At 37.5% G+C, this 23,608-nt stretch carries 19 protein-coding genes and 3 pseudogenes; 18 read left to right on the forward strand and 4 right to left on the reverse strand.

Features of this window, described 5'->3' with window-relative positions:
• Window positions 1–65: 65 nt before the first annotated feature.
• Window positions 66–1,031 (reverse strand): hypothetical protein, encoded by a 966-nt coding sequence (locus BCU34_RS18825; RefSeq protein ID WP_102479909.1) that lies wholly within the window; start codon window positions 1,029–1,031, stop codon window positions 66–68.
• Window positions 1,032–1,184: 153 nt separating this feature from the next.
• Here BCU34_RS18825 and BCU34_RS18830 point away from each other — a divergent pair, with 153 nt between their 5' ends.
• The 3 genes and pseudogenes from BCU34_RS18830 to BCU34_RS18840 all read left to right on the forward strand — a co-directional run.
• Window positions 1,185–1,652 carry an Lrp/AsnC family transcriptional regulator gene (locus tag BCU34_RS18830; RefSeq protein WP_102479705.1) on the forward strand — a complete coding sequence of 156 codons (468 nt, stop codon included), beginning with the start codon at window positions 1,185–1,187 and terminating at the stop codon, window positions 1,650–1,652.
• Between the two features lie 165 nt (window positions 1,653–1,817).
• Window positions 1,818–3,380 carry a methyl-accepting chemotaxis protein gene (locus BCU34_RS18835; RefSeq protein ID WP_102479706.1) on the forward strand — a complete coding sequence of 521 codons (1,563 nt, stop codon included), beginning with the start codon at window positions 1,818–1,820 and terminating at the stop codon, window positions 3,378–3,380.
• 267 nt (window positions 3,381–3,647) lie between these two features.
• Window positions 3,648–4,356 (forward strand): annotated as a pseudogene (locus tag BCU34_RS18840) (ISAs1 family transposase); the annotation flags it as partial.
• Here the strand turns inward: BCU34_RS18840 and BCU34_RS18845 are convergent.
• Window positions 4,330–5,245 (reverse strand): annotated as a pseudogene (locus BCU34_RS18845) (IS30 family transposase); the annotation flags it as partial. The pseudogenes BCU34_RS18840 and BCU34_RS18845 sit on opposite strands and share 27 nt — an antisense overlap.
• Window positions 5,246–5,675: 430 nt before the next feature.
• On the opposite strand from BCU34_RS18845, the gene BCU34_RS18850 reads away from it, so the two are divergent.
• From BCU34_RS18850 to BCU34_RS18890, 9 genes and pseudogenes are all read left to right on the forward strand, one after another.
• On the forward strand, window positions 5,676–6,674 hold the full coding sequence (locus BCU34_RS18850) for a Tfp pilus assembly protein FimT/FimU (RefSeq protein ID WP_102480507.1): 999 nt from the start codon (window positions 5,676–5,678) through the stop codon (window positions 6,672–6,674).
• Between the two features lie 39 nt (window positions 6,675–6,713).
• Entirely contained in the window at window positions 6,714–7,151 is a 438-nt protein-coding gene (locus tag BCU34_RS18855; RefSeq protein ID WP_102480506.1) for a type II secretion system protein, read from the forward strand.
• Between the two features lie 97 nt (window positions 7,152–7,248).
• Window positions 7,249–8,622, forward strand: coding sequence for a GspE/PulE family protein (locus tag BCU34_RS18860; RefSeq protein WP_108145147.1), 1,374 nt, complete (start codon window positions 7,249–7,251; stop codon window positions 8,620–8,622).
• Window positions 8,623–8,635: 13 nt separating this feature from the next.
• A complete protein-coding gene (locus BCU34_RS18865) occupies window positions 8,636–9,799 on the forward strand; it encodes a hypothetical protein (protein WP_108145148.1) in 1,164 nt (387 codons plus the stop codon).
• A gap of 1 nt (window position 9,800) precedes the next feature.
• Window positions 9,801–11,333: a hypothetical protein gene (locus BCU34_RS18870; RefSeq protein ID WP_108145149.1), complete on the forward strand. Its 1,533-nt coding sequence runs from the start codon at window positions 9,801–9,803 to the stop codon at window positions 11,331–11,333.
• Window positions 11,334–11,343: 10 nt separating this feature from the next.
• Window positions 11,344–12,033, forward strand: a complete 690-nt coding sequence (locus tag BCU34_RS18875; protein ID WP_102480194.1) for a type II secretion system protein — start codon at window positions 11,344–11,346, stop codon at window positions 12,031–12,033.
• On the forward strand, window positions 12,020–13,132 hold the full coding sequence (locus tag BCU34_RS18880) for a hypothetical protein (RefSeq protein ID WP_108145150.1): 1,113 nt from the start codon (window positions 12,020–12,022) through the stop codon (window positions 13,130–13,132). Before BCU34_RS18875 ends, BCU34_RS18880 begins: the two co-directional genes overlap by 14 nt.
• Window positions 13,133–13,329: 197 nt before the next feature.
• Window positions 13,330–14,556, forward strand: a complete 1,227-nt coding sequence (locus tag BCU34_RS18885; protein ID WP_102479132.1) for a type II secretion system F family protein — start codon at window positions 13,330–13,332, stop codon at window positions 14,554–14,556.
• A 348-nt stretch (window positions 14,557–14,904) separates the two neighbouring features.
• Window positions 14,905–15,006, forward strand: a pseudogene (locus BCU34_RS18890) (IS5/IS1182 family transposase); the annotation flags it as partial.
• Between the two features lie 409 nt (window positions 15,007–15,415).
• Here BCU34_RS18890 and BCU34_RS18895 read toward each other — a convergent pair.
• Together BCU34_RS18895 and BCU34_RS18900 are read right to left on the reverse strand one after the other, a co-directional pair.
• The gene (locus BCU34_RS18895) at window positions 15,416–16,615 is read right to left on the reverse strand and encodes a sensor histidine kinase (RefSeq protein ID WP_102479133.1); all 1,200 of its coding nucleotides are present in this window, start codon (window positions 16,613–16,615) and stop codon (window positions 15,416–15,418) included.
• Window positions 16,612–17,343 (reverse strand): response regulator transcription factor, encoded by a 732-nt coding sequence (locus tag BCU34_RS18900; protein ID WP_241905477.1) that lies wholly within the window; start codon window positions 17,341–17,343, stop codon window positions 16,612–16,614. The genes BCU34_RS18895 and BCU34_RS18900 overlap by 4 nt, the downstream gene beginning before the upstream one ends.
• A gap of 232 nt (window positions 17,344–17,575) precedes the next feature.
• Between BCU34_RS18900 and BCU34_RS18905 the strand changes: the two genes are divergently transcribed.
• The 6 genes from BCU34_RS18905 (at window position 17,576) to BCU34_RS18930 (ending at window position 23,085) form a co-directional block, all read left to right on the forward strand.
• Window positions 17,576–18,265 carry an EAL domain-containing protein gene (locus tag BCU34_RS18905; RefSeq protein ID WP_102478600.1) on the forward strand — a complete coding sequence of 230 codons (690 nt, stop codon included), beginning with the start codon at window positions 17,576–17,578 and terminating at the stop codon, window positions 18,263–18,265.
• Window positions 18,266–18,323: 58 nt separating this feature from the next.
• Window positions 18,324–19,277: a cysteine synthase A gene (cysK, locus tag BCU34_RS18910; protein ID WP_102478601.1), complete on the forward strand. Its 954-nt coding sequence runs from the start codon at window positions 18,324–18,326 to the stop codon at window positions 19,275–19,277.
• Window positions 19,278–19,378: 101 nt separating this feature from the next.
• Complete coding sequence (locus tag BCU34_RS18915) at window positions 19,379–20,287, forward strand: DMT family transporter (RefSeq protein WP_102478602.1); 909 nt, start codon at window positions 19,379–19,381, stop codon at window positions 20,285–20,287.
• A 30-nt stretch (window positions 20,288–20,317) separates the two neighbouring features.
• Window positions 20,318–20,815: a thiol peroxidase gene (gene tpx / locus BCU34_RS18920; RefSeq protein WP_102478603.1), complete on the forward strand. Its 498-nt coding sequence runs from the start codon at window positions 20,318–20,320 to the stop codon at window positions 20,813–20,815.
• Window positions 20,809–21,426, forward strand: a complete 618-nt coding sequence (locus BCU34_RS18925; protein ID WP_102478604.1) for a peroxiredoxin — start codon at window positions 20,809–20,811, stop codon at window positions 21,424–21,426. Before tpx ends, BCU34_RS18925 begins: the two co-directional genes overlap by 7 nt.
• 231 nt (window positions 21,427–21,657) lie before the next feature.
• A complete protein-coding gene (locus BCU34_RS18930) occupies window positions 21,658–23,085 on the forward strand; it encodes a sodium-dependent transporter (protein ID WP_258187981.1) in 1,428 nt (475 codons plus the stop codon).
• Window positions 23,086–23,608 lie beyond the last annotated feature (523 nt).

A 23,608-nucleotide genomic window follows, 5' to 3' on the forward strand; every position in this document is an offset into this window, starting at 1 on the left:
AGCTGATGATTAAAGAGCCTGTGTGTCGGCTCTTTCGCTAAAAGGTTTACGGTGAGATTTCGTTGTTATGATTGCGAAACATCCCGATAAAAGTAACGCTCACAAATCGTCGGATTCATGCGTTTAATGGCGTTTGATATCAAAGCAACGATGAGAATAGAGAATACGATCCTTCCCCAAAATATGGTGTAGAAATCGGCTCCAATCAGCAAGATCAGCAAGGTATCTTCAATTAAGCTGTGAAGTAGGTTGAGCAACATGATTGCGGTAAATACATCTCTTGCGGAGATATGCCCTTTCTTTGCTTCATTGATCAATAGACCGCCACCAAATGAAAGGCCGAGTGTGATACCAATGATGGTTAGATTTGTAGCATCTTTGCTAATGCCTAGTAGTCTCAAAAAAGGTCGCAATAACATGGCCATTAGCTTCTCTATACCAAGAACCTTTAGCGTTTTAAGTAACAACAATAGGGCAGAGATGACCATTAATATCACTGCAAAGTTTTTCAGCTGTTCGATAGCCCAACCAATATAACTGCTATCTGAGGATACTTCTGGTTGCCATAAAACGGTTGCCGGATCGTTGAGTAAATCTCCGTAGTGATAACCGATATTCAGTAGCCATGCGAGTACTAAGCTGCCACCGACTCTAACCGACAAGGTGGCAAGCCAACTTACCCCTGCTTTTTTTGCGATAGCGCCTTCGATTGGTATCGAATGAGCGAGAAGCATCATGCTCCCTAACACAGAAGCTTGGGCGACAGTGAGGGGCGCATCAGAATTAATCAATATAATTAATCCTGCGTAAATATTGGTGAGTATTGTGGTAGCCCACACCAAGCCCATCTCTTTAGGTAAACCAACACTCTCCATAATTGGGCTTAACCACTCGCTGAGAATCACTATGCCACCGAGTTCTTCGACGACTCTGATGACGATGATGATGGGAACCATGATCCGAAAAAGAGTTGAGGTAACATCGAAAATCTCTTTTAAGAGTTCTTTAAAAAATTGATAAGTAGATTTCATTGATATGTCCATGTTGCGACTGTTTGATTTAAGAAGATCTTATCGTGATTGCTGTGATCGTAATTTCTAAATCTCGTTATAATTTCAGTTATAATTTTTTAATTACTTTGATATTGGAAATTATTACTCACAAATTGGTGGGTTTAAGAAATTATGGAAATTGATCGCATAGATAGAAGCATACTCATCCAGCTTCAAAAGAATAACCGTATTCCAAATTTAGCATTGGCTGAGCTTGTGGGTTTATCACCACCTGCGTGTTTAAAGCGTGTAAAACGTTTGAGAGAGGAGGGAGTGATCGTAGGCGATGTATCTATTATTAACCCTGAGCTTGCTGGTCATAAGATGACTTTGGTCGTGTCTGTCGAAATGGAGCGAGATAGAGGCGATATTTATCAAATTTTTCGCCATTCTATATCTAAGGCTGCAGAAGTGACGCAGTGTTATCAGATCTCAGGTAGCTATGATTTTATGCTTATTGTGACTGTTAAAGACATCCAAGCCTACGAGGATTTCGTTGAGCGAGTACTACGCAAAGATCTTAACATTCGTAAGTTCCACACTTCAGTATCGATGAGAACGGTGAAATTTAGCACTGAAGTGAAGTTAGAAGAGTCATGATAAGAGAAGGAGAATCAACAGTAACTGACGTCGATGTGAGCCAACTAGCTTAAATTCGTATAAATAGCAGGCATTTACACAAAATGTGAAGTTCACATTTTGTCATAACTTTAATAATTGTATATATTCCTCGCCTAAAATAATAATTAACAAAAGTTAATAACAATGATTGTCAGTTCATCTTCTCCATCTCGTGAAACGTTACTCAGCGAGCACGAACAACTCGTATCAACGACGGACCTTAAAGGCGTGATTACTTACAGTAATGATGCGTTTTGCCGTATCGCAGAGTACAGCCAACAAGAATTGCTAGGGCAACACCACAATATTGTGAGGCATGATGATATGCCTAAGGCTGCTTTTGCCGATATGTGGTTGAACCTTAAGCAGGGTAAAGCGTGGCGCGGTATCGTAAAAAACAGAACTAAATCCGGTGGTTTTTACTGGGTAGATGCTTATGTGACGCCAATTTACGATAATGGAAAGGTGAGCGGTTACCAATCTGTACGTGTGAAGCCTAAAAACGAATGGGTACAAGTCGCTGACAAAGCATACCAAGGTCTATTGAAGGCTGAGAAATCTGGTCGTCAATGGTCGCTGCAGATCAGTGATAGTGTTCGTTATGCCGTCTTGTTGGGCTCGCTGGCTGCACCGCTGATTTCAAACCTTGTCGAAGTAGGGCAAGTGTCCCAATGGCTTCTGAGTTTATTGCCTGTTTCTGCTCTTGCGCTGTTGTTCCGCCAAGAGCTCATCGACACTCCTCTACAGCTGAAAAAGCTGCAATTAAAGTTCGATAGTGTGAGTCGCCTTGTTTATTCAGGGAACAGCAAGTTTTCTGTGGCTGATTTCCACTTAAAACTGTTGTCTGCTCGGATACGTACCGTATTAGGCCGAATGACAGATTCAGCGAAGCCATTGCAAGATTTGGCTGATAATCTTAATGCCACGTCGTTTGAAGTGTCTGAAGCGCTAGATCAGCAAACAAAAGACATTCTGCAAGTACGTGAGGCTACTGAAGAGGTTGAATTAACCGCGAATGAAGTCTCATCTCGTACTGAAGAAGCGCATCAGATTGTCGATGTGACTCTAGAAACGTGTGCTGGTGCTAAAGAGAGTATTAACCAAACTCACCGCAACCTTGAAAACCTAGCTTCACAAGCAGAGAAAGCGACACAAACTACTTACCAACTGAGCGATCAAGCGCAAAGTGTCAGTAAGATAATGGAAGAGATTGGTGGTATCGCGGAGCAAACCAACCTGCTGGCGCTCAACGCAGCAATAGAAGCGGCGAGAGCGGGTGAGCAAGGTCGAGGCTTTGCCGTAGTAGCTGATGAAGTACGTGCGCTGTCTGGGCGCACCTCGAACGCGACAGTACAAATTAAAGAGAGCATTGAAACCATGCTCACAACCATTGAAGGTTGGCAGAAAGATATTCTGGCGAACAGAGAGCAGACCGATGCATGTGGTGATGTAGCTAAGGTGAGCGCAGAACGTTTATCTGAAGTTGAAAGCTTGATGCAATCTATGAACGAGTTGATGCAGTCGGTAGAAAACTCAGCCCATAAGCAACGCACTCTCTCGAGCGAGGTGAATCTTCACATGCAATCTATCGCGTCGACAGCAGAACAGAATTTGGTCGCAACACACTCAGTGAAGGATCATTCGACAGAGCTTAAAGAACAAGTAAATGAGTTCTATCAGTTAGCTAAACGTTTTGAAGAAAAGTAGCGACGTATTAAGTTTTAATCTCTATTAAAAATGTCAAACTTGAATAAAATGTATCTTTAAGCCTCAGTATTTAGTGAGGCTTTTTGTTGACTGCTGTACAAGATAAACGTAATGAGCGTGAAAGCGTAAAGAGAGTTCTTGTAAAAAACACTTGGCCATCGCCTCCTCATCCAGGGTGAGATCGACAACATTTTTCAATCAAAATCATGATCGATATGACGCTCACATTTAGTTGAGATCATATAATCACTTTTTAGGGAGAGCATAATGCACGTTGACCACTTCAAAGAAGATGTTCAAACGATTATCGACCAACGCCAAGGTGCAAAGGTCACATATCGCCTGTTTGAAGTCTTTTTGGGTTCGCTTTGTGCGGGTGATTGCGGGCGGCAAAGGTTGGTTTGATATTCGTGAATACATTCTCGGTCATCATGATTGCTTTAAGCGTAATGACGCGTTTTTGAATGGTATTCCTGCCGATGACACTGTAGCTCGTATTAACTCTACCGTTGAACCCGAGCCGTTCCATGATTGCTTCATTAACTGGATATCATCGATAGATACTCTCACCAAAGGTCAAGTAATTGCGATAGTTGGCAAAATACTTCGAGGCTCTTACAATCGTGAAGACAGGGCGACTAGCATTCATATGATTAGTGCTTATGCATCGTCAAATAATCTTTTTTGGGACAGCTAAAAACCGAAGGAAAAGTAATGAGATTACCGCGATCCCGGAATTGAAAAAAGACGCTCGATAGTAAGGGAACCCTCTTGACCATTGATGCAATGGTCTGTGAAACTAAGATTAACAAAGCCATTGTAGAGCAAGGTGGTGATTACTTGCTTGTCATAAAGAGCAACAAAGTAAACTGAGACAAGCAATAGAGATAGCGTTCTTATATCAATGATCAAACGTGGCTGGCAGCCTCTCTATTACACAGGGTGCGGTCGCGTAGAGTCTTGCCAATGCAATGTTTGATAGTTGCTTGAGGTCTAAACACTTTTTGGGGCGATAATTTATCCGTAATATTGCGAATTCAGTATCGCTGTCAGTTACCGATGTCAAGTCGGTCCTTTTTCAAATATTGCCATAAAGATCCCGTTAGTTTACTCATTGGCTCAACGCTCCCAAGAACTATAAGGATGGGCAAAGTACACATCAGTCTCCAACGCTTTTTCGTTGGTTTCGTGGTCTGCAAACTCTCTGCCGTAATGGTATGCACGTGTTCCTTATAAGGCATGAGTAGGTCTATGGTGTCTTTGGTGACATCATCTGCCGACTTCGATGATAATTTCTTGACCACGTAAAATCGTGTTGTAAGCTATAAAATTGTCATCATAGCACCAGTGCCATATTTACATAATACGGTGTCGATTGACCCATCACCAATCACTCCCTACAGTCAATGATGCTTGGCCTATCATCGATAGAAACAGCAATCTTGTTTGCCGGCGCTTTCTCTTTTCTACCGCGTCAATAACGCTTGTGACCTTAGCTCGAGTGGTAATATAACTTACCTCCCAAGCGTTTATCCTGCGAAACAAATCGGTAGAACTACTCATGGCTTAAAGCGGAACCGACTCTCGTTAATACTCTGGAAATCAGCAATAGACTCCAATCCGCTTCGAAAAGGTGGCGGATAAAATCAACACGCTCCTTTGGTATTCTGTATTTACACTCTGATGTGCGTTTTTGATTGAGAATACCTGAGCTTCGGTTGGACAATAATGACTACTTTTTTGCTGCCGCGTTTAAGCTCCCAATATATCACATAGCGATGGTACTGAACGGTTTTAGATATTTCAGAAACTGAAATTTACCGATCCAATAGAGCAGAAATATTGTATCTTTTTCCGTCTATCAACTACTGATAAGACATGGTAGTACTGCTTGTTTCTTTGGCGAAAAGAGCGTACCACTTTCAGTAGTTCGCTTCCTGTTATACACCTATCGTTTAATGTCGCACTTATTATCTGAAATAGGGCGTAAATTATGTATTAGAGAGAAAAGAACGAATACGTAATTCTCTTTTGCAGTGATTACAAACATAAATTGCTTTGAATAAGAGCAAACTATGTAGTGGATTACGCCGCAAGCGGCGCAAATATGGTTTTGGACAACAATACATACAAATCAAATTTAAGAAATATTTTGGAAAGGATACATTATAATAACCCTGATATATTGTAAGTAAATGTAAGTTAAATTGGCTTAATGTTGCTTACTTACTCGCTTGCTAGTTAGAACTTATGATTATTTTACAAACAATTTGTTCAAATAAAAGGAATTAAACAATGTTATTCAATAATGTTAAAAAGAAGCAAAAAGGTTATTCTTTACCACAAATGCTAACAGCAACCGCTGTTGGGGCTGTACTAACTGGTGTTGCGACAACCAATTACTGGTCAGCTGTTGACAAATCAAGAATTACTGCTGAATTTGAAACAATCGATCGGATTTCAGAAGCTGTTAACGTCGTTCTCGCAAGTGATGCCGGTGCTACAACTTATTTAACGGATAGCCATCGTAAGCTCCTGCAAGAATTAATCCCAGACACAGGAGGAGATGTGACTTATGCGATTCGTAGTACATGGAAGGGTGAAGACGATAATAATGGTAATCACCAGTATGCTTTATCTCTAGATCTGTATCCAAGACATACAGGTTCGAATGGTACTGAAAATGCAAGAATAAAAGATACCGGTTTTAATAAAAGGGTTAATAATGTTGACTATGTATTAGCGGAAGATTTTGTGGCATGGGATTCTGTTTCTCCGTCATTGTCTGGTGACGATCCCGATTCAAATGCAACATATGCTGTCGCTGTAGAGGGAGTTAAGGATGGTCTAAAAAACAATGCATATGTTGTATTGAAAAACCTTAATGGTAATTTGAGTGTAGTAGATGATTATACTGTTGTTGAATCGGATTTTAATAGTCTTCTACTTGTTGATTATGATACTAGTGCGTTCTCTCCTAAGCCAAACGGTATGCAAAAAATCGCCCTCCTGGGCATAGCTCTTGATAGCCAAATCGATGGTGGAGACGGTGGTTCAGATGGTAAAGTGCATTATGATGACACTTGTAATATACAGGGTGCTGATAAATGTTATATACATATTTACCTAGTTGATAGAGGTCTGTCATATAACGAATCATTGGAAAGCGGTATGAACGAATGGCACGATCAGAGGTTTATTACTCAATTTAAAAGTGAAGCGCCGAAAAGTGTGATCACCTCGGTCGGTCAAGTTCAGTCTACTGTTATCTTGGGTAGAAATGGCGATGGCTAATACAAAAATCTTATTCGCTCATACAATCCAAATTCCACAATGAAAGAAGAAAAAGGTTACTCGCTCCCACAGCTGCTAGTTTCTGTTGTGATAACTACACTATTATCAGCAGTTGCTAGCACTAACCTGTGGCCTGCTGTTGACGAAGCCAAGTTAAAGACACTGTCTAAATATATAGTCGATCTCTCAAATACAGTGTCAGGATATAGATTTGAATCTTTTTCGGGCATAGAGGACTCAAACTTAGATGGTGACTATCTTGATGACGCCATTAAATTAAACATAGTAAAAGCAATTCCAGTATCCGTGTTCAATGAATATTCTGAGCTTACCATCAAGGTGCACAGAGTTGTTGTTGATGGCTACCCCATTTTTTACTTGAGAATTAAAACGCGCAATGCTGTAGATGAAAAAATGATAGTTAAATTTGTATCAGAAAGTGGTTTGCGAAACTTTTTAGTAAACGATGAAAGTTAAATTATTTATTTAATAGCACAATTTTAATAAAAAAATAAATTAATTTTTCTTTAAAACTGTTTTGCAAGGTTATCTCATAAACGACGTAGGATATAGCATGTATTACACACCTCAATTTGAGGAAAAAATAAAAGAAGGAAAACTAATTACTAAACAAGAGTATGAGATGTTAAAGGACATTTCAGAAATTGAAAAAAAAAACATCATCGATGTGTTGATTAAGTATGAAATTAAGCCTGAAGAAGAAGTCATTGAGTATTTCATAAAGGAAAATGATTACTTTGTAGGTTTCGAAAGGAAGCCTGAAGTTCAATTGACTGTCTCTGATGATTTATCAATTCAGACTTCTATAGCAAGAAACCAAATTGTTTCAAGATTTGATAAAAACCAGGTCATAATATATACATCAAATGTCTATGACTTAGACGCTCTTGAGAAAACGAGGCAATATTATAAAAAAATTGGTTATTCAGGCAAATTCTATGCCATCACAAGAATGCAACTTGAAAAACTGAGATTTAAAAAATACGACCTGAATGTTCAATTTAAAAATCAGATAAAAGAATTTTCTAAAAACGGAGAGGTCTTTAATGAAAGAATAAAAGATGTTATATCATTAATTACAACATGGGCCATTCAAGATTCTGCCTCAGACATAATATTTAGAACAGAAAATAATGATAGTACATCTTGTGTATATTTTATAAAGAACAAAGTAAAGCAATATAGAGTTTCACTGAAAACAAGCTACATACAATCAGTAATAAAGTCTATCCAGCTAGAATCGGGTATGGACGCTTCTGCTTTGTTTGGCCATCAAGATGGTTCTTTGAACAAATCGATATTCAATGATGCTTATAATATTCAATTAAGGGTTAGCACAATTACTAATGTCCAAGGTCGTCAGATGGTAATTCGTGTTCTTAATAGTAGCAACAAAACCAAACTCTCTAAACTGGGTTTTGATAATGCATCTGAAAAATTAATTATGGATAGTATAACTGGTAAAAAAGGTATTGTGTTAATTGTTGGTTCGACAGGTTCAGGAAAAACAACTACATTATACGCTATGCTCGATAAATTCAATCCTAGAAGCAATAACATAATAACAATTGAAGATCCAGTTGAGATTAGGCGTAAGGATTTTAATCAAGTTCAGGTAAACGAACGGTCTGGTCAGACATTTGCAAAATCGATTAGGGCTTGCCTACGTCAAGCTCCTGATATTATTCTCATTGGTGAAATTCGTGATAGTGAGACGGCAGCAAGAGCGATAGAAGCTGCTAACACAGGTCATTTAGTGTTTTGTACGCTTCATACAAATAGTTTAAGCACAATAAATAACAGACTTATTGAACTTGGTGTGGGCAATTTGAGTTCCTTTAATAGTAACCTGAAACTTGCCATATTTCAGGAACTCATAAATACTGGCAATGGATTGAAACTTGAATATGATATTAAAATAGGTTAAATAGCGTTAATTCATGAAGATTGATAAAAATACACGTGTTTTAGTCCCTGATGGTTACAAGTCCCACATAGTAAAAAAACCAGACGGACTATCCAAAAAGGAGTTAAATAGCTTAATAAGAAAGAAAATAGAAGAGTATGACTTTTATGAAAAGCATTCAATTGTATACCTTAGTGATAAAGAGTTGCAAATTATCGAGCTAGATTTAAGGTGCTCAGTAGATTTTACTGAAAATAGAAACTTGACCCCTGTTTTCAGTATAGGAAAAAAAATAGCTCAACAATATAGAGACTGTGTCTGTATCGTATACTTACACGCCTATTCTTGTGTCGTTACAATTAAAGACGGATTTTTGAGACAATATAATAAGGTTGGTGACAATGTTTATGATGCTGAGATCTATATAAAGAGGTTGATAAAGTTTAATCTGTCTAATAATGAGTCATCAATCATACTGTCGGACATTATGATTGAATCACTTGACATAGAAAAAATTAAGATGAACGATGAGCTAATTTTTATAAAGAATAAGTATGAAAAATTGAAGTCATTTAGCAGAATATGTCAAGTTACGAATGCCTTAAACAAACAATTTGATCTAAATTTAATATTTTTCTTAGTTATTTCAATTTTTTCATCAGTCACGGCTTACAATACATATAATATAAAAAATGAGCTTGAGATGAAAATTAGAAATTTTGAAAACTCAATCGATGAAAAATTATCTGATCGCGATAGCGTCTTACAAGGCCGACTAGAGAAAATAGATGAAGTAACCAAGTTAACTAAATTTGAAGTAAGTAAATTTCAGACTTCTGTAGGTGAGCTGAAATCAGCAATAGAGTTCAATAGTATAAATTCGAAAAAAAAACACGAAAATTTGTTGGCATTGTTCTTCAAGAAATTTGAAAATATATCAGACACAGATAAGTTAGATAGCAAAAAAAGTCTGAATGTTAATAACACAACTACTCGCGATTTTAAAATTGAGCTAAAGATGATCATTGATGATGTTGCAATTATTAAGGTACAACATAAAAATCAAACAAAGCTACTTAGGTTAGGTGTTGGTCATACAATTAAGTTCAATAGCTATCTAACACTAAAGCTCGAAAGCTTTAATAGCCTTACTATAGATGATAAGTTAACAGAACAAGTGTACAGAGTAGCGATATAAGATGAAACATATAACTAATAATTGCAGGTCAATACTATTAATAGCTATAGTATCTTTGCTTTGTTCTGGTTGCTCCAACAGTGAGGTTTATCCAGATGACTATTTCGTTGACACAAAATTGATGTCAAAAAAAAATATGACAAGTGTGTTAAATGATGAATATTCGATTTTTAAAGATAATAATTTCCATAAAAATCGCTTTAGAATCACCTATAGGCTGCTTACGGAAAATAATGATCTTAATGAAATAAACACGGACACAAAAAATATTAATTTCGAGCTCAGGCAGTCTTCATTACAAGATGCAGTAGAATCCCTCTCGTTGATCCTTAATAAGGGTGTGGTTTATGAGCTAGTCGGAGATTCCGGAACACTTTTAGATAGCCAAGTTAGACACATAAAGCTTAATAATGACATCAAATCAGTAGTTAAAGCAATTGAAAAATCTCTGAATATAGATATAGAGATAAAAGATGGTATATTGATCGTAAGAGACTACATTAGACTTGAGGGAAAGTTTACCAATATAGAAAGCGATAATGTCAATGTGTACTCAAATGTAAAAAATAATTTGGGTAATCTGCTCGGCGTAGATTCTAAAATTTTTATTGACGAGTTGACGGGTACTTTTAGTATAACAGCTAATCCAAACAGCATTAGAAGGTTTGGAAATATTATTGAAAAGATTATCAATGAATCGACTTCTTCAGCGTGGTTAAGAATGAAGATTTACAAGATGAATAATCAAGCTATAAAAGAAATGGGCGCTAATGCAACGGTGGTTATAGACGGTTTAACGGCTTTTGCTGGCTCAGACATCGGCGCCGCTGATAAAACGTTAAGTGCATCGTGGAATAAACTGTTTTCAGGAAACCCTGAATTGGGCACGGCTACATCCATTGACACAGCATTTTCTGCCCTTGAAAAGGTCAAGATATTAAACTCGGTAGCCTCACCGAGTATCAACATCTTTAATGGAATAACAAGTGAGTTGAGTAATACTCGCCAGATAGGCTATTGGTTGCCCGGTGAGGTGACACGCGACTCGAGTACAAACAGCAATGTTAACTCTGTCACTCTACAGGAAGGTAGACCAGAATACCTCGAAGACGAAGCTGGTAGATACATAACGTTAACACCCAAAATTGACTATCTAAACAGAATGGTTCATTTGAATATCAATTATTCAAACAGTAGTGTTTATACAACAGACACGGTTAAATGGTCTCGTCAATTTTATGAACCTTCTCGTCCTGTGGATACCAATGTCGTTACTTTACAGAAACCTCTTAAATCTGTATCTAAATTCAATGCGCGAGTGATTTTATTCAATGGGAGTTACAGTTTAATCAGTGGGGATAAAAGTATGGATGTGGATGTTTTAGGTTCCGGCATGCCAAAAGAATTCAGTATTATGGATAAAACATTACTAGGAATGTCTAAAAATGAGCGTAACTTTTCCGATACTCTAATTGTTGCAAGAGTCGATTTTCCTAGTGAAGAAAGAGTCCAACATATCACAAAGGCTAAGTAACGGAACCCGTATGCATTTTCCAGCATTAATGATTTCACTTGTTATCATGGGCTTTATCTCATCTCAACAGTTGCAGGTGTCTGATTATTATTTTGATACAATCAAAGTTCAAAAGGAAATTAACAATATCGAGCTAATTAGGACTTCGATCATAGAACACTATAACAGAACGGGAGGTTTTCCGTCCGAACTGGGTGAACTAAAAACACCATCGGTTGGTGTCAACAATAATTGGGGGAAAGATGAGTTTGATAATGACATGGTTTTGATATCATCTATGTCTAATCAGCTCATCAGCATCGAATACAATAGTGAGGTTGTTGAAAAAGATGTCGTGGTTGCCATTATAAAAAAAGGCTTTAACGGTACTTTTGATAGCGTAACTACAAACGTAAAAATTACCATTCTTGGTGATGATGAATACTACGCTTTTACTGATTATATGATACTTACTACCGATAGGTTCAAAACAAAGAATAAGATCAAAATTTGTCAATCAGCATTAGATGCCTATAATCAAATGCAAGTAAATCCAAAATTAACAGACGTCAGTCAACTTTATGACAATAATTTAGGTGTTAAATTTATTGACCCAATAGACACCTACGACAGTTGGGGTAATAAATTTGTGGTTCAGAATAATGTGTGTGGTTCTGTAGGGGTTGACGGAGAACCAGGAGGTGATGATGATTTTACGTAAACTTCTTTTATCACTCTTTTTTATAACGTTCATTTCACATGCAGAACAGGCCGAATTTAATTTAGTGTTATACAAACATTCAAAGATAGAAATATCTAAGATAGAAGAAGCGATTAGCTTGAATAATCGTAATATCGATGGAGACACTCAAGACCCAGATATAATATTCTTTATCAAAAGTTTTTTTTTAAACCAGCTTGAGTTTGACCAGACCTCCCAGCTGGAAGTTGATGGTTCAATTTTATATAACGACTCAAGTCACCAGACATCAAACATCAGTCTAAATTGGGAAATTATAAAAGATAGTAATGATACAATTATTAAAAGAGGTAATATCAATTTTGAAAATTTGATTGGTGAGGGTAATTTTGAATTTACTCCTTCATTGCCTTCGTTATCAGGAGATTATACTCTTTCAGCTACTGCAGAAAATAATTCAGGTGTTGAAAGTAATACAGTAAGTATTCCATTTTATGTAAGTGAGAGTATAGACCCCCGATTGTCTCTGACATTAAACCAATTTTCGTTTGACCGGACCTCCCAGATGGTAGTTGATGGTTCAATTTTATTTATCGACTCAAGTTACCAGCCATCAAAAATCAGACTAAATTGGGAAATTATAAAAGATAGTAATGGTACAACTATCAAAAGCGGTAATATCACTTTTAAAAATTTGATTGGTGAGGAAAATTTTCGATTTACTCCTTCATTACCACCGCTATTAGGGAATTATACACTTTCAGCTATTGCAGAAAATAACTCAGGTGTCGTGATTGACACAAAAAATATTCCGTTTTATGTAAGTGAGAGTAAACAATCCCAATTGAGTCTGGATTTCTTAGCATTTAATGAGATGTATGCATATATTAAATTGTCCCCTACTGATCCCAATCTCGATTTTTGCCGAGCGTATTACACGTTAGACACCCAATTCACTGGATATGCTAATTTCAATTTTAGACGGGAATCTTGTGATAGTGATAAACAGCAACTGGTTCTTAAAGCACCATGGCGCGGCGCCCGCGGTGAAAGGGAAACGATAAGTGGCACCGCAAGGGTTGGTAAATATTCTGCTAAGAATAGCGCTATAGTAAGGTAACTGAGATTACTGTTGAGTAAATTGTTTCTATAGCAATTAAAAATTCATTACATCCGTGAATGGTTAATAGTAATGTTATTATAACTTGTCTTTAATGCATTTCTTAAATTAATATTTAAAATATCAAGTTAAGGAGTTGAATGATATTGTTAAATAGTGTGATATTTAATAATTGTTACTAATAGATGGTGTCTTAAATGAAAGAGAGTTTATTTAAATACAAAGCAATATCGGACTTCGGTAACAAAATCACCGGCTCTGTTTTCGCTAATTCTACAGAGTCAGCAATCCGGAAAATAGAATCAAAAGGGTACGTATTATTAAATATAAGGAAAGATTATACTTTATCTTTTAGTAATCACCTTTCGTTATCAGACAGCATGAAATTTACTGAAGAGGTGTTCGCCTATGTTACTTATGGTCTAACATTTGGTGAAGCATTACAGTATGTATCGGATGATGAAAGATTGAGTACGGGAATAAGGTACTCTGCATCGCTAGCGGCTTCACTTTTATCTAAAGGCAACGATATTTCTGTTGCTTTATTCAAATCAGGTTTTAATAAAAGATTGGCATCAGCAATATCAGCAGCAATGTATTCGGGAAGATTAGAACAAATGCTGCCGGAAATTATAAAACAATATAAAACAATACGTAAGATCAGAGGGCAATGGATATCGCTTTCTATTTATCCGTTCATGATGTTGATTATTTTAAGTATCACAATGGCTGTGATGATAGGGTATCTATCCCCCCTACAGAAAAAAGTCATGTTAAATATCAGTGGCAATAATTATGACAACATACCGGAAAGGAGTAAGATGGTATTCCACTTTGTTGAGAATTTCACTACTTATATTGTGGATTATGTTCCACTTTTATTGTTTGTAAGTCTTTGTTGCCACAAGTTGTGCTTGGCAAAATTACACAGTTATGGCGTTTTTACACGGATGATTTGGTACAAATTACCTTATAGTGGCTCTTTAATTTATAAACTTGAAGTCGCTTCTTTAATAAAAAATATCCATATTTCACTAAGTTGTGGGTTATCAGAGGCAGAGGCTATCAGTTTGGTTTATGAGCAAACTACGGACAAATTTTTATTAAAAAAGTTATCCATTTTTAAAGACACAGTACAAAATAGTTATATGACTATCGGTGATGCGTTTGAACAAGCTCAGCTTTTAAAAGGTATACATGTTGCTATATTAAGGAGCGAAAAAGGCGGTAGAGACTCGTTAATAAAGTGTTTATACAATATAGGTACAAGCATTGAATCATCTGTTGTGGAACAACTGAAGACCTTCGCAGGCTTCAGCGGGCTTATTGGTGATCTTATGATTTATATTTTTGCCACACCAGTAATACTGTCTATTGTTATTCCTCAATTTGATGGAATATTAATGGCTATATCCAAGTTTTGATAGACTTTGCTACGAGAATTAATGGAACTTAATCCAAAGCTTACGGTCCGGTTGGCTACATTTAATCAAGTCTGACGGCTCATGTCGAAACCTCGCTATAATACAACTAACTAGAAATAGGAAATTAGAGCCTGAATATACCGTGTCTCTTCTAGCTTTTGGGGGGATGAGGAAACGATAACCTAGTGGAAGTAAGGCATGCAAAACAATTGTGGTACGTCTCGTTTTCCAGTCATTTATCCATCACAACTGCTTTGATGGTAAAGCGTATTTTCCAACGCTGGTTCGCGCTTCGTTGGGTTTATGGGACTGTGTTTAACCTATTGAGCTCCTATTGCACTGCCCACATTTAGTTGTATTTGTCGTCGAGCCGAAGACGTTGATGTAAGTTTAAAAACGAAAACTAAAGGACCGATTCAGCATCTTGTTATTTATGAGTCAGGTCTCAGGTTTGATGATGGGGACAATTTGAAAGGAAGTAGGTACTTAAATTTGTTGAACTTTTCCAAGAGCTGCTATCTGATCCTCAGTGATGATTAGAATGATAATGACATGGGCAAAGTACAAAGCACACTATTTATCGGGCGAAATACAACAAGTCTCTGTGTAAACGTGGTTTGGTTAATTTCTGGATATATGGCTCAGCCATTGATGTATGAAAATGCAAAACCCATCATGGCAAGTAAGTTAAAGGTTTTCGATATTCTTTTACAGTGAGTGGAACGCCTTGATGATCAAGTCCCTCTCTCTTTGCCTTTCCATACTCTTTAAGGCTTTATCGATTTACTCGATGTTCCACTGATATCACCTGATTACACCTGTATTAGTCAACGTTTAAAGTGTGCTATAGAATCAAGTGTCACAATTTCATAATTAATACCATCTCTGCACCATTGGTGTTGTGATTAATTAGTGCCGTACCATTTAGATATTTAACTAATTCGTGAATTAAAATAAGTCCAAAACCAAACCCATCTTTTGTTAAACCATCCATATTGAGCAGACCATTATTAAATCTTTCAACTAATTTTTTATCATATTTAGGTCCATCATTAATAATTCTGACAATGTCAAACCTTGGATATGATTGAAATCGAATGTGGACACTAGATTCTGCATAACGACAAGCATTGCTTAAGATATTCAACAAAAGAGTGGTTACTAACTTCACATCAGTATGGATTAGTTTGTTTGTGCCTGTATAAGTAACACACATCTTTTTATCTAACGATTCAACAACGGAAGTCAATATTTCTTGAAAGTTTACTTGCTGCCGCTCTAACGCAAGATCTCGATTGAAAACTTTCAATAGATGAAGAGAAGATTCGCATAATCGATTCAAGCTATTTACCTGTGTGTCGAGACGTTCAAGTAAAAATGGTGTAGATTTCCTCTCTTCGACCAACATGTCACATGTAAGTTGAATTGCGGAAAGCGGCGTTCTGATATCATGTGGCAGTGAAGCAAAAACTAGCTTTTGCTGAGTAATAGAGGACCTAATCTCTCGCGCCATATTGAGTTGATTTTGTATGAGTGTTGCGACTTCGATTGGGCCATCAACTTCTATTTTAGCTAGAAAGTCTCCCTTCGCATATTGAGTTGAAAGCCAATGTAAAGACTGGATATTGTTAGTCCAAGTGCGGAGGTTATACAATAGGATGGTAACACTAAACACGACTTGAATAATACCTTCGAACAGACTGAGCCAATATAGCTTTCGATTGATTGGCTCATGATGAAAAGCATCTTCATTGAAGACTGCGCTCAACTTCCCTTCATGATAGTCAACAGTGAGAGAAAAGACTTCTGAGTCATCATCAGCATTAATTAGAGTCGGTTTCACATTATCGGCATGGCATTGCAAACTCCAAACTGGTTCAGCACTTGAACTCGTTCTTTTATCCGCGAGGAAACCGTCTACTACCATCTCGACTCTATGTCTATTGGCTTGATTTTCAAGCTCTTCCCTGTAACTGCTAAGAAAAATAACTGAAAATAAATTACTCGCTATAAAGCCTAACAAAAGTGAGCTAATAATCTGAATCACAAAAGTTTTCATTTGACTAGAATCCTATGACTTAGGAAGAAACCCTTTGCACGATGATTTTTGATTAACTCTAAATCTGGCCATTGATTGGAGAGTCTTTTTCTCAATGATGAAATGCGCATATAAACCGACCGATCATCCACTGGACATTCAAAACCATGAATGTCGTAGAAAATGTCTCTAATCGGTTTAGGGAAGTCATTTTTCGTCAGTGACATCAAAACCTCGATGTCTGATGGTAATAGTTTCATTTCAATATTTTTATGAACCAAACACTGTTTTTTGAGATACATGGTTACCTCTTGCTCCAAAGGCGCTAAGACAACGGTTGTAGATTGCGTATAACCATCCTCGAGAGAGCTCGCGGATAACTGCCTTTTTATCCTCTCTCTCAGGGCCGCTGTGCGGATTGGTTTAGTGATATAATCGTTTGCACCGAGTGATAAGGCATTGGTCTCAGTTAACTCATTATCATTCGCCGTCATAACAATAACAGGGAGCATTTCACCTTTTGACCTTAGATCAGATAAGATATTCAGGCCATTCTCATTTGGAAGCTGTACATCTAACAACACTAGAGAAGGGCGAGTTTCAAGGATGGTGTTAAGAGCCCCTTCACCAGTAGAAAGTGTGAGTACATTATAACCTTCTATATCTGCTAAAAAATAGACTAGCATATCTCTTAACTGCTGATCATCTTCGATAATAAGTATTTTTCCCATAGCATTTAATTTTCTCATTTTTATTAATTTTCTCAGTTATGATTATAGTAAATTTATTAATGTACACATGTCTATTTTTGTAATTATCTTTACTTAAATATTTATACTGTGATTTTGAAGCATATTTAAAGGTTTATCAATAAGAAAGCAGGTGATCTTGGTCTTTCTTAAAGTGCCTTACATTTGCTTGGTGTTTCGGAGGGCTGTCTTGATGAATTATGAAGGAAATCAAGTTCAATGAGCATACAGAATGGCAAACTTCTCGACTACAATATCCGGAAATGATGTTAATTTTGATTTCCTTTTTCAACCAATTGTAAACCAACAAAGTTTAAAAGTTATTGGTTTTGAATGCTTAAGTAATGTAGATGTTAGCCTATCAAACATGTCAAAAGAGAATTTGTTTGAAAGTATGCCGAAAAACTCTTTGAAGAAGTTAATAGAGCTCCAACTAAATGAATTAGCCAATTTAGAAAATTGCGATTTGCTTTTCTCAGTCAATATTCCTGCTTCACTTGTTATTGATAAGGAATTCTTTGGAAAAATAATTCAAGGTGTTACCTATAAGTTAGCATTTGAAATTACTGATTTTGATATTTCAAAGTCACAAATTCCATTGTTAAAAAAACAGGTCGAAAAATATCAAGAGTCACTATCATTGTCATTTTGGTTAGATGACTTCATTCCGAATAATATGTTCATAGATATTTGTCATTCAATTCCTTGGGATATCATAAAGTTTGACAAATCAGTTATTAATGATCTCACTCAGTTTAATAAAGCGCTTAGCATTGTCAATTCGATTAAAAAAGACAATACGACTGGAATCATAGTAGAGGGGATAGAAGATAATCATCAACACCTCACGCTGAATGGACACGGTACCTTAGCTCAAGGCTTCTTATACGGTAGGCCTAAGAATATACGATCTTATTTTTAAGGCTGATTCAATATATTTAAAATTTTTCATCTAAGAGAACTCTATATAAGGAAAGCAAATGTCAATATTTCAGGACAATTCTCAATCTATTGGAAATTCACCTTTGATTCGTCTAAACCGAGTATCAAAAGGACGTATATTGGCGAAAATTGAATCGCGCAACCCGAGCTTTAGTGTAAAGTGTCGAATTGGTGCAAATATGATCTGGAGAGCTGAACAAGATCAGCTCTTGGGTCCGGGAAAAGAGTTAATCGAGCCAACAAGTGGTAATACCGGTATTGCTTTAGCCTACGTGGCTGCAGCAAGAGGCTATAAACTGACTCTGACTATGCCAGAGTCCATGAGCCTAGAACGAAGAAAGTTATTGAAGGCTCTCGGTGCCCATTTAATCCTAACTGAAGCTAGTAAAGGGATGAATGGAGCCATTCAAAAAGCAGAAGAGATCGCAGATAAAGACCCCGAGCGTTACGTCTTATTACACCAATTTGACAATCCAGCTAACCCAGAAATCCATGAACTGACGACAGGTCCTGAACTATGGGAAGCAACTCAAGGTGATATCGATGTTCTAGTTTCTGGTGTTGGAACGGGAGGGACGATAACAGGTGTGAGCCGTTTTTTAAAAAATAGCAAGAACCATCCCGTCATGAGTATCGCAGTCGAGCCATCCGAGTCTCCTGTGATTTCGCAAACACTGTCTGGTCAAAAAGTTGCACCAGGCCCTCACAAAATTCAAGGTATTGGTGCTGGTTTTGTTCCCGGAAATCTCGATCTAAGTCTGATTGATGGCGTCGAATGTGTAAGCTCTGACGAAGCGATCGAAATGGCTCGCCGCTTGATGACTGAAGAAGGAATATTAGCTGGAATATCATCAGGAGCCGCCGTTGTAGCTGCGAATAATATTGCTGCTTTACCAGAATACGCTAATAAAACTATCGTCGTTATTTTACCGAGTTCGGGAGAACGTTATTTAAGCTCCGCACTATTTTCGGATTTATTTGAAGAGAAATAAAAACTCTATCTACAAGAAAATGTCAAATATGCCTTTTTCTATTTGATATTTAACTTTCATTAATTGATGCTTGCCGGTTATTGTATATTACTTGGATATTTATGAATAACAACAAACTCACTCTTTTACTTTTTACATCTGTATGTATCATTTGGGGAACTACCTGGTATGCTATGGAGATAGCAGTTCAAACCATACCACCTGTTCTAGCGACTGGCTTAAGGTTTTTGATCGCCTTTCCTATATTAATGCTAATCTCTATAGCATTTAAAAAACCTATTTTTTTTCCTAAAGGAAAAATAAAATGGCTCCCCTTAATTTCAATTTTTTACTTTTCTATCCCTTTTAGCTTAATGATTATGGGTGAAATGTATATATCTTCTGGTCTTGCTTCCATCATATTTGCTAACATGCCTATTGCTGTAATGTTTGCATCTATGTTATTTCTAAACCTAAAGTTAAACAAAAATCAAATTTTGGGCACGTTTATCTCGGTTTTTAGTCTCGTTGCAATAATTGCTATCGAGTTAGAGCTGTCAGGTGAAGGTTTAATCACTGGCTCCCTTTGTCTGATCTCGGCCGTTTTAATTCATGCTCTCATGTATGTCTTTGTAAAAAAAACATGTTCCGACATCCACGTACTCACCTATAATACACTACCAACGGGGTTTTCCTCTTTAATATTAATTACTTTGTCACTTTTATTAGAGGAACCGAACATAGACGCTTTTTCTTCACAATCATTATATTCAGTTATTTATCTTGGATTGTTTGCAAGTGTTGGAGGTATTTTGGCTTATTTCATGTTAGGGCAAGTATCATCACCGTTCATTGCATCGCAATGTTTTTTAATCTTTCCACTGATAGCAATATCTATCAATAAAGTATTTACTACAAACCCAATTTCTGAATTCTCTTTAATGTTGCTGTTACCTTTATTATTAGGAATCATGCTTACAAAATTAAAGGTATCCCTGAAACCACTACGTTTGAGTATTCATAAAGCTTAAACCCCATAAACCCGATATAAGGAGACTACTATGTCTATTACTTTTCAAGGTGAACCACTTACTTTATCCGGAACATTTCCTGAAAAAGGTGATAAAGTCCCCAGTTTTTCACTGTGCACTGCCGACTTGTCGGAGATTAATTCTGAACAGCTGCTAGGCTCTAGAGTCGTGCTGAATATTTACCCTAGTGTAGACACGCCTGTGTGTGCTCAAAGTGTAAAAAATTTCCATGACAAATTATCTAAAGTTGACACAAAACTGCTTAATATCTCTGTTGATCTTCCTTTTGCTACATCACGTTTCTGTGAGCAAGAGAATATAAATGACACTTTGATTGGCTCATGTTTTCGTTCTCCTGAATTCCTTGAAAACTTTGGATTAGGGATTACAGATGGCCCCCTAAAAGGTCTGGCAGCCAGAGCGGTAGTTATTATCGATGAAACCGGTAATATATTACACAGTCAGCTGGTCTCTGAAATAACTCAAGAACCCAATTACAGCGCAGCGATGGAGGCTCTTGTATGTTAAAAAAAACAGCCTTTACGATCATGTTGTCATTGACGGCAGTACATGCTGTTGCCAACAACTTCCCGACAACCATAGAAACAGCAGCGTTTGGACAAGGTCAAACGGTTACTTTAGAAAAACACACACTCTTTGACCTTGTTGGCACGCCAATTAAAGCTGGTGATCAAATGCCATCTGTCAATTTGCTTACATCATCGCTTAAACAATTTGATACAACAGAACAGACAGGTTCAATTAGGGTTTACAGTGTATTGGCATCCGTAGACACGCCCGTTTGTGTCCAACAAGCGATAGAGTTGTCAAATTACATTAATACACACAGTAAAGAATTGGCAGGCATCGATTTTTACGCCGTAAGCTCTGATACCCCATTCGCACAACAACGTTTTATCAACCAGCATGATCTAGATTCGGTAACCTATTTATCGGATTCCGTTAAACATGAGTTCGGCTATGAAACTGGCTCTCAAATCGAACAGTTAGGCTTACTTACTCGAAGTATAATAGTGACTGATCGCAATAACAAAATCATTTTTATACAAAGAGTTCCAGAACTTACAACTATACCAGATTTAATTAAAGCCGTAGAAATCGCAAAAGCGAGCGTTTAACCATCATAGAAACTTCAGTCAATTTTTGGCTGAAGTTTCTACACTTCATAGACAGTTCTTTTCTATATATTCCTTTTTTCATTTTAATCCATTTCCTAAGCACCTTAACTTTGCTTACTCGTTTGTATCTTTACATTGTGGCTTAATACAAGGTTCACGTTGAATGTCTTAAATATTTCATTATTGCATTCAGCCGTCTCATCCTAACAGACAATCGGAGAAAATGTGTCTATATCTAAGCTTCAAACCAAACCTCGAGAAAAGTGGGGCTCCAAGTTGGGCTTTATTATGGCAGCTGCCGGTTCCGCTGTTGGCTTAGGGAATATTTGGAAATTTCCTTATACTGCTGGTGAAAGTGGCGGTGGAGCCTTCGTTGTTATATATCTATTCTTTGTTATTTTCATCGGTTTTAGTGTCATGCTGACCGAATTTGCCGTCGGAAGAAAGACAAACACCTCTGCCGTAGGCGCGTTTAAGTCAATTGATAAACGTTGGACCTTTACCGGGCTAATGGGAGTTATTACCTCTTTGCTTATTATGGGTTTTTACCCCGTCGTTGGTGGTTGGGCTATCGCCTATGTATATAAAGTCGCAACGGGTCTACTTGATACACCGGTTCTCATTGGTGAAAGCTTTGAGTCATTTATTTCAGATCCGGTTCAGCCACTAATTTGGATAGGTCTTTACCTTTTTATTAACTTCGCTATCGTAGCGCGCGGTATTTCTGGAGGTATTGAAAAAGCTGGAAAGATCCTGATGCCGCTATTATTTATGATTCTGATCATCATATCTATCAAAGGCTTAATGGTACCTGGAGCTTCAGCTGGTATGACATTCTTGTTTAGCCCCGATTTTTCAAAAGTAGATAGCAGTGTTGTTCTCGCAGCATTAGGCCAAGCCTTTTTCTCTCTCAGTTTAGGAATGGGCTGCATGTTAACCTACGGTAGCTACTTAAAACGGGAAGAAAACTTAGTACAAACCGCAGCGCTCGTCACGACTATGGATACTTGTGTTGCGATACTGGCCGGGGTTGCAATGTTTCCTGCTATGTTCGCATTTGGTATAGAACCTTCAGCAGGGCCAGGATTAGTATTTGTGGTGGTACCGCAACTATTTTCTGAGATGGGGGGAGCAATAGGCCTGTTGCTTGCGCTCTTTTTCTTTGTTGGCCTGAGTGTCGCAGCGTTAACTTCTTCAATTTCTCTATTGGAAGTTGTTACCTCTTATCTTATTGATGAACGCGGCCTGAAACGCACGATGGCAGCATTTATCGCAAGTATAATAATGATGGCACTTTGTGTATTTGCATCACTTTCTTTGGGCGGCTTTGGGCCAACCTTATATGAAACCGGCGCGTTTGATATTTTCGACTTGCTCACCGATAAAGTGTTTATGGCTCTAGGTGGCATGCTAGTTTGTATCTTTGCAGGATGGAGACTGAACCGTGAAGAGCTAAAGAGTGAAATAACAAACCATGGAGAGATCCCTTTCCCTCTCTTCTGTATATGGTACAACATCGTCCGATACGTTATTCCTTTGGCTATTGCTGTGGTCTCATTCATGGGTATCAAGGCTGGTTTTGATATCGGTAAGGGCGAAATTATGGTGATGGGCATAGCCGTCTTCCTAGTCGCCGCACTATTCTCTCGGAAATTGTAGAAACTTCATCGACTGGAAATATGATAGGTGATTCGGTACGCCATGGCAGTAATTTCTATCTAAATCCTCTGAGCTGAACCCGAAAAATTGCTCTGTTTAAAATCGTTCTATGCTAATTAAGCGGTAGCTGTTTCCCATTCATAGAAAGCACGCTACCGCATGTTCTCGTTCCATCGGTAAATCTTCTATAGTGATGGAATTTTGATTTATTACAGCCTCTTCATAAACACCTCATTCAAATCACTAATCACAGGTAATATGTTCAACCCTCCCAACAGAAGAAGTCATGTAATGGGAAATTCTTCGTCGGCTTCGACTCTTCTGCGACCACACGCTCTTAGACGACACTGTCTGATTTGTCTGTTCAGTTGGGCTGGTATCATCCTATTACTTCGCAGGTTGAGCTTTACGCTTCTGGCGGGGTGAATTGGGTTAGGCCGCAGAGACGCTCTTCGTGCCGAAATGACACCATTCTTGGACCGTGTGATAGAGAGACCACCAAAAACTACGATGAGGGCTTTAT

Origin of the sequence: Vibrio sp. 10N.286.45.E10 (assembly GCF_002874195.2) — a bacterium.
In the GTDB taxonomy this organism is placed as follows: Bacteria; Pseudomonadota; Gammaproteobacteria; order Enterobacterales; family Vibrionaceae; genus Vibrio; species Vibrio crassostreae.